Origin of the sequence: Bradyrhizobium sp. Ai1a-2 (assembly GCF_000426245.1) — a bacterium.
GTDB lineage: Bacteria > Pseudomonadota > Alphaproteobacteria > Rhizobiales > Xanthobacteraceae > Bradyrhizobium.
Genome location: NZ_AUEZ01000118.1, coordinates 1 through 15,201, shown reverse-complemented (window position 1 = coordinate 15,201; position 15,201 = coordinate 1). Strand labels below are relative to the sequence as shown.

Below are 15,201 nucleotides of genomic sequence, written 5' to 3'. Positions count from 1 at the left end.
AGAGTATCAAAGCCGAGCTGAACACCAGGGCTCCCCAGACGCCACTGCGCTTCTGGCGGAATCTCGATTTCGCGCCAAATGAATTCTTCAACCCGGGCCGGGATGTCCAGATGGTTGGAAATGACGCCGGCTACGAGCGGTGCCGATCGGCTAGACAAGGCAAGCTGACCTGCATGAGGCAGCAGCCGGGCCCGCCATTCCTGTTTGTCGGCTGCATTTTCCCCTGGCATAAGTCCAAAGAGCACACCAACCAGCACCGAGATCGCATCAGTTGCTCCCTCCTTGAACCGCAAATGGTGGCGATAGTGACGCCAAATTCGCAGCAGCAGACTGATCAGACGGTGATTGAAAAAGTCAAAAAAGTCGTCTAGCGCGCCCGTGCCATCCACGTGAATGACACGTTCAGTGTAGAATGGTGGCAATGGCGACGACGGGCCGTGCAGCCCCAGGAAATTGACGTACACCTCCAGCCGTCGGCCAGCCGCCTTGACTTGCCTGACCTCCGCGATCTCCTCGGCGGGAAAACCAAGCATCGGGGCAGCGCGAAAACGCACCGCCTCCCGCGCGGGATCCTCTGTGGATCCGATTGGAGGAGCGTCACTAAAGCGCCGTTCGAGACGTGCTGCGAGCGAGAGGAACCCGCAAGCCGCGAGCTCCTTGAGGTCGTCGGGCGCGGTTAGAACTGTGTGATCGATCCGGTTCTCGCTGGCCATGTGTATTTGGCGTTGCTCTCCGTGCCACGGACCGAAAACCGGTGCAATATGTTGATGCCGGCGAAGGTCGCGAGGAAGGCGTCGAGCACCGCACCCAACAGGAACAATTCGCCCTCACCTCCGATCTTGCTGTCGACCACGGCCAACTCAATGTTACGCATCCGGATCGGCGCGCCGCGCACCACGTGATCCGTATCGGTGGTCACGAACCGGTCTAGGCCTTCGAGTAATAGCTCCAGGCGACGGCGCGCCTGAAGGTTGGACACCGCACGGAAATCGTAGCTGGAAATAACGGTCCGCAGCGTGCCGATATTGACTATGGAGCCGTAATTGCGCGCCAGATTGGCCGTCAGCCGCCGCAACAGGCCGTCGTTGATCGGCGGCGGCACCTCTGCAACGACCGCGGTAATGTTGGAGAAGGTGACGGAGCGAGGCGTGTCGGAGGAATGCTGGTCCACTGTACCAACGGGCAGCCGGTCGGCGATTGGTCCGTTGGAGCAGGTCAGTTGCAGAGAGGCGACCTCGATCGGCGGATGTTGGGTGATATCGAGCCGATCAACGAAACTCACATAGTGATCGATACCCCTGCCGACCACCGCGGAGCGGATACGCTGGCGAAAGTACGCGCGGTTGGGCGTGGCGCCGGGTAGATCGTGGCGCAGCAGGTCGAATGGCTCAAACTCGATGCGTTCGGGGCGCCCTTGCACATGGCCGGTCACGCGATCGACGGAACGAATGCTGAAGTTCGTCCCCCCGGAGGGAAGCACGCGATATTCCGTCTTCTTCCGCTCCAGGCGGATCGGCGAGGCCTCGTGGCCGAAGACATTAATGGCTGGCGTGCAGTTCAAGCGGATCTGGTCTTTGCTTACGCGCAATTGCGCCGGGAATGGACGGTGAAACTCAAGGCTTAGCTTGCACTCCGTCTCCGTGTGGGCCGCGACCGGCTCAAGACCGGACACTTCGACGTAGAGGAATTTCGACGGATAACTCAGATATTCCTGAATAATCCGGAATCCTGAGAAGGCGTTGCGGGGCCAGGGCAACACCACCTCATCATCGCTAAACCCGATTGGCGCGATCTGTGCTGCCGCGATCGCGGCGACCTGCCGATTTGCCACAGTGACGGTCGCTTCCGTGACGTGACGGCACATCCAGGTCAATAGATGGCGCCCCACTTGCGGCTCTCGCTCAGTCGAGAAAAAGAGGCGGAGTCGCCCATTCTTAAGACATGACAGATTTTGTCGGCCGGTGGCCTTGATAGCCAAGGTAAGGCGCGCCGAACTTGTCCGGTTCTCAAACTCGACGTCCGTGATCTCTAGCGGCAGCACGTCAGTTGGATAGCAGGTGACAAACGTGCAATTCGTTCCCTCAATTGGACGCGAGCGGACGCTCGTTCCGGCACGCACGTTCACACTCCCGTCGCTCGCTGATGGCCTCACGGCAAAAGCCAGCGTCGTGATGGATGGTAGGGGTTGAAGATATTGCGGCCATACCATCCGCAACAGGTCATGAACGAACTCGGGAAACTCGTCGTCGAGCTTCTGGCGCAGCCGCGCCACAAGGAAGGCGAAGCCTTCCAACAGCCGCTCCACGTCGGGATCAGTGGCGTCACGCCCGAGAAAGGGCGCGAGCTGCGGATTGGCCTGAGCGAAATCGCGGCCGAGCTCGCGCAAATACGACAGCTCGTCCTCGTAATAGGGATTAAGGGCCACCGTTTCGGCCCCTCACCTGGACGCGCTTGTCACCGCTCAAGATCGCATCGAACGAGACACGCTCGAGCTCGCCTTTATAGTTCAGCATCGCGCCGACGTGGAAAGTCAGCTGCAGCGGGTTGTCGGGATTAGCATAGAAGCGAATCGAAACATTCCCCAACCGCGGTTCGAACGCCTCGATCTCCTGCTTGAGCGAACGTGCGACCGCGCGCACCGCATCGGCGCCCTGACCGATCGCGTCATTGAGATCGGGCATGCCGAAGTCCGGCCGTGTCTCGCAGCAACCCTGTCGCGAGTTCAAGATTAGGCGCAGATTTTCCAGGATACTCGCCTGGAATCGGTCGAACGAAAAATGAGTCTGCGACGGAACAACGGTCACTGTTGCTTCTTCCAAGCGCTCCATAAGGCTGCGGTCGAACATCGACTGACTGCGCCCTATTGCTTGTCGAGCTTACCCTTTAGCGTCAAAGCAAAATCTGCGCCCATGTACTTCAAGTGTGGAACGACGGATATGCCGACGCGATACCAGCCCGGTTCACCTTCGACGTCTTCGACGATGATCCCCGCCTTACGCAAGGGACGCCGCGAGCGCACCTCTGCCGAAGGATTTTCCTGATCGGCGACGTACTGGCGGATCCTGTTGTTGAGCTCGCTCTGCAGCTCTTCCCTGCTCTTCCACGAGCCGATGTTCTCACGCTGTAACACCTTGATATAGTGCGCGAACCGGTTGATCATGAACATGTAAGGCAGCTGGGTGCCGAGCTTGTGGTTGAGCGCGGCCGTCTTTCCTTCGTGAGTAATGCCAAAATACTTCGGCTTCTGCACGGAATTAGCCGAGAAGAAAGCGGCGTTGTCGGAGCCCTTGCGCATGGTCAAGGCGATGAAGCCCTGCTCGGCGAGCTCGAACTCACGCCGGTCCGAGATAAGAACCTCCGTTGGCACTTTACTTTGCAACTGCCCCATCGACTCATAGGTGTGTAGATTGAGGTTCTCTACCGCCCCGCCGGATTGCGGGCCGATGATGTTTGGGCACCAGCGATACTTGGCGAAGCTTTCGGTCAGGCGGGTTGCGAAGGCGAAAGCGCCGTTACCCCACAGATAATTTTCGGTCTCGCCATCCGCCGCCTCCTCGTAATTGAAAGTCGTCACCGGAACCGTCTCCGGTCCATAGGGCAAGCGCAGCAGGAAATGTGGTAGTGTCAGGCCGAAATAGCGAGCGTCCTCGCTTTCGCGAAACGAGTTCCACTTAGCGTATTTTGGCCCCTCGAAGATCGATCGAAGGTCTTTGAGATTGGCGATCTCCTCACGCTTTTCGACACCGAACATTTCCGGCCCGGCGGAAGCGATGACTGGCGCATGCGCCATGGCGCCCACCGCACTTAGGTACCGCATGAGCTTGATGTCCTGGCTGCCACTGCCAAACTCGTAGGCCGATATCATGGCCGCGACAGGCTGGCCGCCGAATTGACCGAACTCGGCGGTGTAGACGTGCTTGTGCAGGCCGGACTTGCCGATCTCCGGGCTGTCCTCGAAATCCGTGAGCAGCTCATCTTTGCCGACGCTGAGAAGTTCCACCTTAATGTTCTGACGGAAATCGGTGCGGTCGACTAAGAATTTAAGCCCGCGCCACGCCGCCTCAAGCTGCTGGAACTCGTCGGTATGCAGCACGGCGTCGAGCTGAGCCGAGATCTTGCGATCGATCTCCGCGATCATCTGCTCGATGAGCGCATTGTTGAGCTTCCCATCGTCCCGTCCCGGTTTGATGAGCTCGGCAAGGAAAGCCGCGACACCCCGTCGAGCGAGATCGTACCCCTCGTCACGTGGGGTGATCCTGGTCTCGACGAGGACCTGATCCAACAGCGAGAGGTCAGTGGTCGAGGTCGTGACTTCGGCTGGTCGCTCCGCGCTTGCATCGGTCATAGCGCCCTTGCTCCTTGAAAGCTTGTTGATCCTCTCATTCGCGCTTGCCGGTGAGCTCACTCAGCAGCCGCGGGCGCGCGTCGTCATTTTCGAGCAAGCTCTGGATGGCTTTGCGGAAATTCGGCACATTGCCAAGCGGGCTCTTCAGAGCGATCAGGGCGGCACGTAGTTCAGTCAACGCACGCACTTCTGAGATTTGTTGTGCAACACGCTCTGGCTCGAAGTCTCTTAGGCTCTCAAATTTCAGGGACACCGACAGCTTGCCGGCCTCAGATGACTCGTCGAGCTTGTTCTCAGCGGCGATATCGAGCGTCAGTTCCTGATTTTTGACGACCTCGTCAAAATTGTCCTTGTTGATATTGACGAGCTCCCGCTCCTCGACGGGGTTGTCGTCGGCCCGTCCGGTGAACTCGCCCAAAACCATCAGCTTGAGCGGCAGCTCGACGTCCTCCTTGAGGTTGCCGGCTTGAAGCGAATATTGACGCGCTCCTTCGGAGCGACTGAGGGTTTCCTGTGCCATATGAGCTCCCAATAGCCCCTGCCTTCGAAATCAGCGACAACCGAGGCGGGTCGCGCGTGCGATGTCGATGCGTGCGACTCGGGTTCGGATGTGCTCCAGCGCGAGGCGACGGCGAGGTTCGTCGATCATCTGTTGCGTGTCGGAATGGGTCATTGCGCGAAAGCGTAGTTCGGCTGCCTCAAGCACAAGCGCCGGCTCCCAAGTTTCGAGGTTGCACGCGGCGATAACGCCTTCCATGTGCTCCAGCAGCGGGACGGCGGTCGTGACGAAGCCGGTCTCGATGCAGAAACGTGCTTGCGCAAGCTGGCCGACGAAACGCGCACGTTCGGTGGTCGCGCCGTCCAGCGCACGCGAAAGCGTCTCGAGCGCTGCCTGTGGGTAGCCGTTGTCGATGAACTTGTGCGCCCCAGCGACCGCCTCCTCGATAGGATCACGGCGCGTCGCGTCGTCCGCTACACCCACGGCGGCCCAAGTACGCGTTTGGTCGTCCGCGAACGGCCGACCGTCGTTGAATTGAAACTCCAGGATCCGCGGATAGCGTGTGACCAGCAGGGCTACCGCTGCGCGCACCATCGCGGCCGCCAGCTCAAATGACGGCCCCATCTTCTCAAGCGCCCTGGCGGCATGCCGGTGAGCATCGAGCCAGAACGGCCCCGTCCAGGTGGTCTCTTCGGCCAACTCCACGACGTCGGCGTGCTGACCGGCTGCGACCTTTGCTTCTAACGCGACGATGCTATCGGCGGGCGGAGATACCTCGGTGCGGCCGCCCGTATCAGCTGGCAGCGGGTCAAGGCGCATCCACGAACCAACGCGATTAAGCAGATAAGCCTTCGGGTTCGCCGGCGAAGTGACGCGCAGGGCGGCCCCGGCCTGCCGGAGCATATCCGGCAGGCGATCCGTGAAGTCGGTGCAGTCGCTATCGGCGCCGGCTGGTACTGCTTCACCCGAGCCCGCCGTTTGAGCCGGCTCAGCCAGCTGGGCTGACTCTACCGGTGTGGCCGCGGCCTGCTCGGCGGCACAGACCTCTTCAGCAGCACGATCAGCTGCCGCGGTGACCGCGCGCTTGGCTTCGTCGTAATGCGGCTTCAGCACCCTGAATAGCTCGCCTAAGGCAACCTGTTCGTTGACCAGCTTCTCGCCGAGCTGGAAGTCGAGATCATCAAGCGATTCATAGGCAGCGAGCACCGCCGCATAATCCGCTTCGGCCGGCACATTTTCGGCCATCGCCGGCCCTAGGCGCCCGGCGAGCCAATTGACCGCTCCGACCCGCGCACGTTCTCGCCTGATCGGCGGAAAGAGTCCTTCCCAATGCGCACCCACCATGCCGCGCAAGATTCCTAAACCAACGGCGAGGCCCTGATATCCTTCGGTGCGGAACAAACTATAGGTCGCCCAACAAGCAACCAGAATGTCTTTTGACTGTTTGGACAGGATATGAAGCGACAGAGTACTGACTTTCCGCCAATCAACCGAAGCGGGTCCGTCGGAATCCATGCGCCGCACCTCGGCTTCCAGCTGCTCAAATTCGGCCGCATCACGGACATCGGTGCCGGCAGGCACGGGGCCCGGCACAGGCGCGGCGCCCCGGAGTGCGCGCTCATCGGCATCGGCACGAACCGCGTTCACGGTGACAAAATCGTGCGCAGACAAGCATTGAGATAGATACCGGTGTTGGGGAAACCGGATTCGTACCCGGCGCATATGGTGAACTGAGAAGCGATAGTCCTGTAAGCCACCCCGGCGACTCCTTGAGCACGCGCTGCTGGATGACATCTGCCTTTCAAGCCTTATGCCAATTGCGATAGCTTGATTTGTAAGGGATTTTGTCGAGCGGACGTGCCGAAGGCCCGATTCGCTGTCGCAAATCCGACGGTCCGTATTGCAGACGTTGGCGGGTTTGGCCGGCTCAATCAGCTGCCCGGTGGTGCATTTGGCTGGGGCAAGCCGCGCTAACCGACTTGGACCTTGCCAACCTCGATCGAAGGATAAGGCTTCCGAAAACTCTTCGAAAATTGGGCGCTGGTCGTCTTTGCGGCGTTTGTTCCCTACGTGACTCCACCCGCTCCGGCTAATTCCGCCCGTGTTACGTAAGCTGATTTGGGGGGCGAACGAGGCAGTACACGATCGCTCGGTCGGAGGCGCGTTGCGTCGCTACGAGCAAGCGCTCCTCAGATCGGCACAGAAATGAACACCATGAGCCGAGATGGGTCTCGATGCTAGTTCCCACGACCGCGATGTCAGGGATTGGACCGAAGCACCAGCGTTGAGGGCTAAATGTGTGCCGCGGCCGCGATCATGCAATCTCTGTAGCTCCACGGGCTTGCACGCGCTGAATTTACAACAGACGTCACGAACGGTCTCGACGCCGAACCGAGACCGTCCGATTTGAACCACAGGTGCAGCTTATGAGGAGCTAGCCCAGATATCTCACGAAGTTTAAGCGCATCGGGGCAGCGAATCAGGGAAAGTTGTTTTGCGAGAACGACTTCCACTTGATTCTAGAGAGCACCCCGATGCGGACAGAGTGTATCGCGGATAGTTTTGGATTTGAAGCGGTCGAGGGCCGCGCGGTGGTGGCGGCGTTCGATGGTGGGACGATCACGTCGGACGCGGGCGGGCTGTTGCTCGGTGCGACGGATCGGGCAATCGGGGTGGTGGATCGGTTGGCATCGTGCTTTGTCGACCAGCGATCTCAGGCCCACGTCGAACATTCGGTGGCGACACTGGTGGGACAACGGATATTCGCCATCGCACTCGGCTACGAGGACCTCAACGACCATGAGACGCTGCGCCACGATCCGTTGATGGCGGTGCTTTCGGGAAAGCTCGATGCGCGGCGGGCAGACTGCGCCGCGGTGTCCGGCAAGTCGACGTTGAACCGGCTGGAATTGTCGAAACCGGAACCGTCGCGCTACCACAAGATCAGCTACGATGCGGAGGCAGTTGACCGGCTATTTGTCGATCTGTTCCTCGAGGCGCATCGCACTGCGCCCAGCCAGATCACGCTCGACCTCGATGCCACGGATGATCCGCTGCATGGTGAGCAGGAAGGGCGCTTCTTTCACGGTTACTACAAATCCTACTGTTACCTGCCGCTGCACATTTTTTGCGGGCGGCATCTGCTTTGCGCCAGGCTGCGCAAGGCTAATATCGATGCCAGTGCGGGCTCGGTCGACGAGGTGGCGCGGATCGTCGCGCAGATCCGCGAGTGCTGGCCCAAAGTGCGCATTCTGCTGCGGGCGGATTCCGGCTTCACGCGCGATGACCTGATGACATGGTGCGAACAAAACGACGTCGATTATCTGTTCGGCTTGGCCAAGAACGACCGGCTGATCACCGAGATCGCAGCCGAGCTTGCCGAGGCGGCCGCAGAGAACCGCCAGAGCGGCAAGCCAGCGCGGCGCTTCAAGGACTTCCAGTACAGAACGCACAAGAGCTGGAGCCGCCAGCGCCGGGTGGTCGGCAAGGCCGAATGGATGATCCCGTCCGCCGCCGAGAGCGAGACAAAGCCCCGACGCAAGACGAAAAACAAGAAATCCATCATGGCTGGCGACATCGATCTGGCGACACTGGAAGGACGCGCCAATCCACGCTTCGTCGTCACCTCGCTGCCGGCCGACCAGCACCAGGCCCGCGACCCGCCTCGCCGATGCCACATGCGGCACCATCCGCCTGAAGCTGTTCAAGATCGGCGCCCAGGTCCGCATCAGCGTCCGCAGGATCAAGTTCTCGATGGCATCAGCGTTTCCTTACACCGATGTCTTTCGAACGGCATGGGCCGCGCTCGACGGCGCGGCTCTCTGAACCCCCGGCCCACAGGAGAACCTCTGCCCCTCATGATCCTCCGAATGCCCATGGCCAACCCGCCACAGCGGGGGAAAAGTCGCGCCCAAATGACCACCGTGGGTTCTGCCGGCGCCGATCTCAACGCTCGCCCGGGCGCCGTCACACAGCGTGAGAAATCCGGGCTAGCCGCCACGTCCCTTTTTCACCCCTCACCACTCGTCGGAACTAAAGCGATCAGAATCGTATTGCACGATAATCCACTTGTTGATGGTTACCGGACTTCGCATCTCGCGTTCGGTCAGGGCGCGGGTAGCCTCCAATCAAGCTCGGCAGCTGCTATATCTGCAAACGTGCCTTGCAGGGTCGTCAGCGGAAGGCGGTACCATCGATTGTTGCTGCCGAGCACCCAAGGCCAGCCAGGACCGGGAGTGTTCAGGCGGCCGGCATCGTGACCAACCAACTCTGGTAGGCGAGCCAATGGTTGAGCCGACTCAAAAGCCACCAACGTCTCTTGTCGGATTTGCAACATGCTGTCGGGGCCATGACACGTCCGATTGAGCAAATAGCTTTTACAATCAAGCTTTTACAATTGGCATAAGGCTTGAAGGAGAGCTGTGATCAGCAGCGCCTGCTCAAGGAGTGGCAGTGGTGGTTTACAAGATTGTCGCTTCTCAGTTTATTCTATGCGGCGGGTATGAAGTTGACTGTCCCAATGCCGCAATCCGGCGCAATGCCTGTTCGCGTATGGCTCTGTTAGCGTGATCGTTGCTCGCGCCAACATCGACGCGCGCTCGCACCAGGGCGCCGCACCCGTGCCGGGCGCCGTGCCTGCCGGCGCTGACGTCCGTGATGCGGCCGACTTTGAGCAGCTCGAGGCCGAGGTGCGGCGTATGGATGCCGACGGGCCAGCCGCGGTTGATTGGCGGAAAGTCAGTAAGCTGTCGCTTCACATCCTGGCGAACCAGTCAAAAGACATTTTGATCGCCTGTTGGGCTGTCTATGGTCTCTTTCGGATCGAGGGATATCAGGGTCTCGCCGTGGGATTAGAAATCTTGCCCGGCATGGTGGACGCACATTGGGAGGGACTCTATCCCCCAATCAAGCGGGGACGTGCACGGGTTGGAGCGGTCGATTGGCTCGTCGGTCGCCTTGTGCCGAGGGTGGCCGAAAATGCGGCGGCTCAAGCCGATTATCCTGCGGTGCTTGCCGCCTATGAAGCGCTTGATGATCTGGATCGCCAGTTTAGCGAGAAAGTGGTCAACGAGCACGTTGCCTTAGGCGAGCTGTTCAGGGCGCTGAAGCCGCATTACGAGGAAGCCAATCGCGCGGCCGCCGAGGCTGCGGATCGTGTGGCTGACGGGGCCTGTGGTGTCGAAGAGACCTCGGCCGCGCCAGCGGAGGCCTTACCGCCGGCTGGCGCGGCTCAACACGCGGCGCCAGATCTGGCTTTACAGACCGGCGTCGATGACTGGGCCGACTTTGCGGAGCGTTTGCCGGATATGCTCCGGCAGGCAGCTGCCGCCATGCGCCTCGCCTCGCCGGCAAACCCGAGGGCCTATCTGCTCAATTGCGTCGGCTCGTGGATGCGTTTTGACGCGCTCCCGCCTGATACGGGTGGCCGCACCGAGGTATTTCCGCCTGCCGATAGCATCGTCGCGTCAGAAGCAAAAGTGGTGGCCGGTCAGCACGCCGATGTCGTGAATTTGGCCGAAGAGATCGCCTGGACGGGACCGTTCTGGCTCGACGCTCACCGGCATGCAGCCGAGGCGCTGGAGCAAATGGGGCCATCATTTGAGACGACGGCCATGGTGGCACGCGGAGCGGTGACCATGCTGGTTACACGCTATCCGCGGATATTGGAGTTTTATTTCAACAACGGGAGGCCATTTGCAGATGACGAAACGCGTGCCTGGGCCGCCGTGGTGATAGACGCGACGACGAGCTCTGATCTCGCGGAGGAAGCGGTCGCTGACGCATACAAGCTCATTGGCGGCGGGCAGCCGCAGGCGGCGCTGGACAGGCTGTCGCGTGCGCTGGATGACGCGACCGGCGAACGTGCGCGTTTCGTCTGCCAGCTTGCGCAAGCACGTTTCTGTGTCGAGACCGGATTCGTCACAACCGCCGTCCCGCTGCTCGAGCACATTGAAGGGGTTGTCGCTAAGCGCGACCTGGAAAGTTGGGAGCCCGCGCTTGCGCTTGAGGCTGCTGAACTGCGCTTCCGCGCAATGACCCATTCTGAGTCGCAACAGATGATCGACGAGCCTCGCCGTCGCCTAGCGCTGGAGCAACTCCGAATTCGAGCAGCACGGATCGACATCGCACGGGCGAGCCGCCTGGGTCGCGGCTGAGTTCGTCAAAGCCAAAGGGCTAACGGGAGCTGGTATGGCACAGGAAAGCTCGGTCGCTCCGAAGGAGCGCGTTAATATCCGCTTCAAGCCGGCAACCGGCAACCTCAAGGAGGATGTCGAGTTGCCGCTCAAGTTGATGGTTTTGGGCGACTTCACCGGACGGGGCGATGATTGTCCCATTGAGGACCGAGAACTCGTCGATATCAACAAGGACAACTTCAACGAGATCGTCAAAGGTAAGGAACTGAGCCTTGACATCTTGGCTGAGAACAAGCTCAACGAATCGCCTGAGGCCGGCAAGCTGTCAATAACGCTGAAGTTTGAAAGCCTGAAGGATTTCGAGCCAGAGCGTGTCGCGCAACAAATTTCAGAAGTTCGAGCGTTGACTGAATTACGCGCAGCGCTGATCGCTCTGAAGAGCCCGCTTGGCAATGTGCCGAACTTCCGTAAAGCCATCCAGAACTTGCTCGAAGACGACGGCGCTAGGCCGCGGCTACTTGGCGAGCTTACCGGCAAGCCGGAGTAAGTGGCATGAGCGAGGGTGCTATGGCCGATGCAAGCGCGCAGCAAACCGCCGAAGTCACCACTACGACCACTGACCTCTCGCTGCTTGATCAGGTTCTCGTCGAAACCAAAATCACACCACGCGACGAGGGATACGACCTCGCCCGTCGGGGTGTTGCGGCTTTCCTTGCCGAGCTCATCAAACCGGGGCGGGCCGATGGGAAGGTCAACAATGCGCTCATCGATCAGATGATCGCGGAGATCGATCGCAAGATCTCGGCTCAGCTCGACGCCGTGCTGCATACCGACGAGTTCCAAAAGCTTGAGGCGGCGTGGCGCGGACTCAAGTTTTTGGTCGACCGAACCGATTTCCGTCAGAACATTAAGGTGGAACTTCTCAGCGTCAGCAAAAATGAGCTGCTCACGGATTTCGAAGACAGCCCGGAGATCGTCAAGTCCGGTCTGTATAAGCTCGTCTACACAGCCGAGTTTGGCCAGTTTGGCGGCCAGCCCGTCGCAGCCATGATATCGGCCTATGAATTTGGCAGTTGGAGCCAAGACGTTAAGCTTATGCGGTACATGAGCGCGGTGGGCGCCATGTCGCATTCGCCAGTCATCGCCTCAGCCGGGCCTGAGATGTTCGGCGTCGAAAGACATGAGGAGATCGCCAATCTCAAGGACCTGCAATCGATTTTCGAGGGGCCGAAATATGCCAAGTGGAATTCGTTCCGCGAAAGCGAGGACGCTCGCTATTTCGGTTTAACGCTACCGCGTTTCCTGCTGCGCTTGCCCTATGGACCCGAAACGGTTTCAGTGAAGAGTTTCAACTATCAGGAAGCTTCGCATGGCAAGACCAACAACTATCTCTGGGGTAACGGCGCCTTTGCTTTCGCTACCCGCCTGACCGAAAGCTTCGCCAAGTACCGGTGGTGCCCAAACATCATCGGCCCACAGTCAGGTGGGGCGATAGAGGATCTCAATCTGCACACCTACGAGTCGATGGGGCAGTTGCAGAGTAAAGTACCTACGGAGGTCCTCATCTCGGACCGGCGCGAGTTCGAGCTCGCCGAACAGGGCTTCATCGCCTTGACCATGCGCAAGGGCTCGGACAACGCAGCTTTCTTCTCGGCGAATTCCGTGCAGAAGCCGAAGTATTTCGGCAACACCCAGGAAGGAAAGGCAGCCGAGCTCAACTACAAGCTTGGCACCCAACTGCCTTACATGTTCATCATCAATCGGTTTGCACACTATATCAAGGTGCTGCAGCGCGAAAACATCGGCTCGTGGAAGAGCAGGGAAGAGCTGCAGAGCGAGCTCAACAACTGGATCCGCCAGTATGTCGCAGATCAGGAAAATCCGTCGGCAGCGGTCCGCTCGCGCCGCCCCTTACGCAAGGCGGAGATCGCCGTCGAAGACGTCGAAGGTGAACCGGGCTGGTATCGCGTCGGCATATCCGTCGTCCCGCACCTGAAGTACATGGGCGCGGATTTTGCTTTGACGCTAAAGGGCAGACTCGACAAGCAATAAAGGGGGCGACAGTCGATGTTAGACCGCTGTCTTATTGAGCGCTTGGAGGAAGCGACAGGGACCATAGTCGCATCGCAGAATCGCTTTTCGATCGACCGCCTCCAAGCGAGTATTCTGGAAAATCTGCGTCGGATCTTGAACTCGCGCCAGGGCTGCTGCGAGACGCGACCCGACTACGGCTTGCCAGATCTAAACGACGCGATCGGCCAGGGAGTTGACGCGGTTCGCGCGGTCGCTCGCATGCTCAAGCAGGAGATCGAGGCGTTCGAACCTCGATTGAGGAATGTTTCGATCCGCTTTCATGCCGATCCCGACAAGCCGTTACAGCTGACGTTCCACGTAACCGCAATGGTGAACGACAACGACCAGGTCGAGCACGTCTCGTTCGATACGATCTTGAGCGACGACAGGCGCGTCCTCTTGAGAGGCTGAAGCAGTGGCCATCAACCCGTATTACGAAGATGAACTGTCCTGCTTGCGCGAGCTTGGCCGCGACTTCGCTCAGACTAGTCCCGAGCTCGCTCCCTTTCTCGGGCGTGATGCGACCGATCCGGATGTAGAGCGGCTCTTGGAAGGCTTCGCCTTCCTCGTGGCGTGGCTACGTCAGAAGCTCGACGACGAATTCCCAGAACTTGTCCATGACCTGTTACGAATGGTATGGCCACAATATCTCCAACCCCTGCCGCCCATCACGACGCTGGCGTTTGCCGTGAAGCCATCGGCGAGCGCCGTGAGCGTGAACGTTCCTGCTGGCACAAGCATCCGCTCGCGTCCGATTGAGGGAACCAGTTGCGCGTTTGTCACCTGCTATCCAATTGACGTGCTGACGCTGGAGATCAATGACGTTGAGCTCGAGAACCCGACGAGTTTAGCTCGCCTCACCCTGGCTATCAAGGCAACCGGTCGGCAAAACCTGTCTTGCCTTCGGAAAGGCCGGCTTCGGCTCTTCTTTTCGACGGAGCGAGAGCCGCAAGTTGGTCGCTGTCTATTGACCTGGCTGTGCCGTCACGTCACGGCAGCGACGATCACCGTAGGGGAACAACAGGTCGTTGCCGCCATTGGACCAACACAGATCGCGCCAGTCGGTTTTGGCGAGGACGAGGTGGTTTTGCCTTGGCCACCGAACGGGTTCTCAGGATTCCGGATCATTCAAGAATATCTGAGTTATCCCTCGAAATTCCTCTACGTCGAATTGTCCGGTCTTGAGCCGGCCAGGGTCCATACAGAAAGCGAGTGCAAGCTCAGTATCGAGTTTCAGCGTTCGTTCCCCACGCAATTGCGCGTTAGCAAGGATCAGATTCGCTTGAATTGCACGCCAGCCATCAATGTCTTCAGTCACGAGGCGTCGCCGATCCGCCTGGAGCGGAAGCAGACCGCATACCGTGTGCTTTCCTCCGGGGGACCGAACTTCAGCATCCGTTCTGTCGACCGCGTGACCGGCCACGTGCGAGGACATCCGGAACGCATCGAGTTCGAGCCATTCGGACTGTTGCGCCACGATCTGCCCGGCGACGGTCGCAACCCGGCGCGCGCATTCGCCCCGCGGTGGTCGGCCGGGGCATCGATCACTATGTGAGTTTCGTTGATCGGCTCGACATCACCCAACATCCTCCGATCGAGGTCGCTTCGCTTTCGATTGACCTGTTCCAATGGGCCCATCGCCGAGCTGCTGCCGGTTGGTGCGGTGGATCAGCCGTCCTCCGACACGCCTCGCTCCGTCACCTTCTCCAACATTACCGCGGTCGTTGCAGAGGTGCCGCCACCGATCAATGACGGCCTGTTGCGGCGGCTGACGGCCAATCTGGCGCGCAATTACGGCTCCATAGTCAATATCGGCACGCTGCGGACCGTCATTTCGTCGACCGTGAAGAAATCCCAAGCCATTGATTTGGAATCCAGAAGCGGCGTTTTGCGGCGATCGGATTTGCCGGGAAACGAGCGTGTAGAGCGGGATTCCTTGCGAACTTGATTTGTGATTCACTCGGCATTGACTGCTTTGGCGAGGGGATGAGATGCGACCGCGGGAACGGAGCGAGACGGGAGAGCAGGATCTGTTCCGCTCCCGGCTCGATCAGATCATCGACATGAAGCATCCGCTGGTTACGCTCGCTCGGACGGTAAATTGGGGCTTCCTGGAGGAGCGGTTCGGCGAGATTTACGACGATGATCCC

10 protein-coding genes and 4 pseudogenes are annotated in these 15,201 nt (G+C 59.7%); 8 read left to right on the top strand and 6 right to left on the bottom strand.

Going from position 1 to position 15,201, the window contains the following annotated elements; all coding sequences use genetic code 11:
- From tssG to tssA (K288_RS0139625), 6 genes are all read right to left on the bottom strand, one after another.
- A partial coding sequence (gene tssG, locus K288_RS49985; RefSeq protein ID WP_152535904.1) for a type VI secretion system baseplate subunit TssG occupies nucleotides 1-713 on the bottom strand: 713 nt, incomplete at its 3' end.
- Nucleotides 677-2,386, bottom strand: a complete 1,710-nt coding sequence (tssF, locus tag K288_RS0139645) for a type VI secretion system baseplate subunit TssF (protein ID WP_160169065.1) — start codon at nucleotides 2,384-2,386, stop codon at nucleotides 677-679. The genes tssG and tssF (K288_RS0139645), both read right to left, overlap by 37 nt.
- A gap of 28 nt (nucleotides 2,387-2,414) precedes the next feature.
- Nucleotides 2,415-2,846, bottom strand: coding sequence for a type VI secretion system baseplate subunit TssE (gene tssE, locus K288_RS48175; RefSeq protein ID WP_051335000.1), 432 nt, complete (start codon nucleotides 2,844-2,846; stop codon nucleotides 2,415-2,417).
- Nucleotides 2,847-2,860: 14 nt separating this feature from the next.
- Nucleotides 2,861-4,345, bottom strand: coding sequence for a type VI secretion system contractile sheath large subunit (gene tssC / locus K288_RS0139635; protein WP_027584415.1), 1,485 nt, complete (start codon nucleotides 4,343-4,345; stop codon nucleotides 2,861-2,863).
- 34 nt (nucleotides 4,346-4,379) lie between these two features.
- Nucleotides 4,380-4,865 carry a type VI secretion system contractile sheath small subunit gene (tssB, locus tag K288_RS48170; protein ID WP_201449801.1) on the bottom strand — a complete coding sequence of 162 codons (486 nt, stop codon included), beginning with the start codon at nucleotides 4,863-4,865 and terminating at the stop codon, nucleotides 4,380-4,382.
- 30 nt (nucleotides 4,866-4,895) lie between these two features.
- Nucleotides 4,896-6,491, bottom strand: coding sequence for a type VI secretion system protein TssA (tssA, locus tag K288_RS0139625; RefSeq protein ID WP_160169064.1), 1,596 nt, complete (start codon nucleotides 6,489-6,491; stop codon nucleotides 4,896-4,898).
- An 887-nt stretch (nucleotides 6,492-7,378) separates the two neighbouring features.
- Between tssA (K288_RS0139625) and K288_RS55185 the strand changes: the two are divergent.
- The 8 genes and pseudogenes from K288_RS55185 to K288_RS53055 form a co-directional block, all read left to right on the top strand.
- Nucleotides 7,379-8,347: pseudogene (locus K288_RS55185) on the top strand (IS1380 family transposase); the annotation flags it as partial.
- 154 nt (nucleotides 8,348-8,501) lie between these two features.
- Nucleotides 8,502-8,669 (top strand): annotated as a pseudogene (locus K288_RS53860) (transposase); the annotation flags it as partial.
- 740 nt (nucleotides 8,670-9,409) lie between these two features.
- The gene (gene tssA, locus K288_RS0139610) at nucleotides 9,410-10,999 is read left to right on the top strand and encodes a type VI secretion system protein TssA (protein WP_027584413.1); all 1,590 of its coding nucleotides are present in this window, start codon (nucleotides 9,410-9,412) and stop codon (nucleotides 10,997-10,999) included.
- A gap of 34 nt (nucleotides 11,000-11,033) precedes the next feature.
- Nucleotides 11,034-11,525 (top strand): type VI secretion system contractile sheath small subunit, encoded by a 492-nt coding sequence (tssB, locus tag K288_RS0139605; protein ID WP_027584412.1) that lies wholly within the window; start codon nucleotides 11,034-11,036, stop codon nucleotides 11,523-11,525.
- A 20-nt stretch (nucleotides 11,526-11,545) separates the two neighbouring features.
- A complete protein-coding gene (gene tssC / locus K288_RS0139600; protein ID WP_027584411.1) occupies nucleotides 11,546-13,030 on the top strand; it encodes a type VI secretion system contractile sheath large subunit in 1,485 nt (494 codons plus the stop codon).
- Between the two features lie 15 nt (nucleotides 13,031-13,045).
- Nucleotides 13,046-13,462: a type VI secretion system baseplate subunit TssE gene (gene tssE / locus K288_RS0139595; RefSeq protein WP_027584410.1), complete on the top strand. Its 417-nt coding sequence runs from the start codon at nucleotides 13,046-13,048 to the stop codon at nucleotides 13,460-13,462.
- 4 nt (nucleotides 13,463-13,466) lie between these two features.
- Nucleotides 13,467-14,999: pseudogene (gene tssF / locus K288_RS0139590) on the top strand (type VI secretion system baseplate subunit TssF).
- Between the two features lie 43 nt (nucleotides 15,000-15,042).
- Nucleotides 15,043-15,201: pseudogene (locus K288_RS53055) on the top strand (IS5/IS1182 family transposase); the annotation flags it as partial.

Bases quoted from the DNA above. Each gene is read 5' to 3' on its own strand.
- tssE (WP_051335000.1), bottom strand. From the start codon at position 2,846: ATGTTCGACCGCAGCCTTATGGAGCGCTTGGAAGAAGCAACAGTGACC.
- tssC (WP_027584415.1), bottom strand. From the start codon at position 4,345: ATGACCGATGCAAGCGCGGAGCGACCAGCCGAAGTCACGACCTCGACC.
- tssB (WP_201449801.1), bottom strand. From the start codon at position 4,865: ATGGCACAGGAAACCCTCAGTCGCTCCGAAGGAGCGCGTCAATATTCG.
- tssB (WP_027584412.1), top strand. From the start codon at position 11,034: ATGGCACAGGAAAGCTCGGTCGCTCCGAAGGAGCGCGTTAATATCCGC.
- tssC (WP_027584411.1), top strand. From the start codon at position 11,546: ATGGCCGATGCAAGCGCGCAGCAAACCGCCGAAGTCACCACTACGACC.
- tssE (WP_027584410.1), top strand. From the start codon at position 13,046: ATGTTAGACCGCTGTCTTATTGAGCGCTTGGAGGAAGCGACAGGGACC.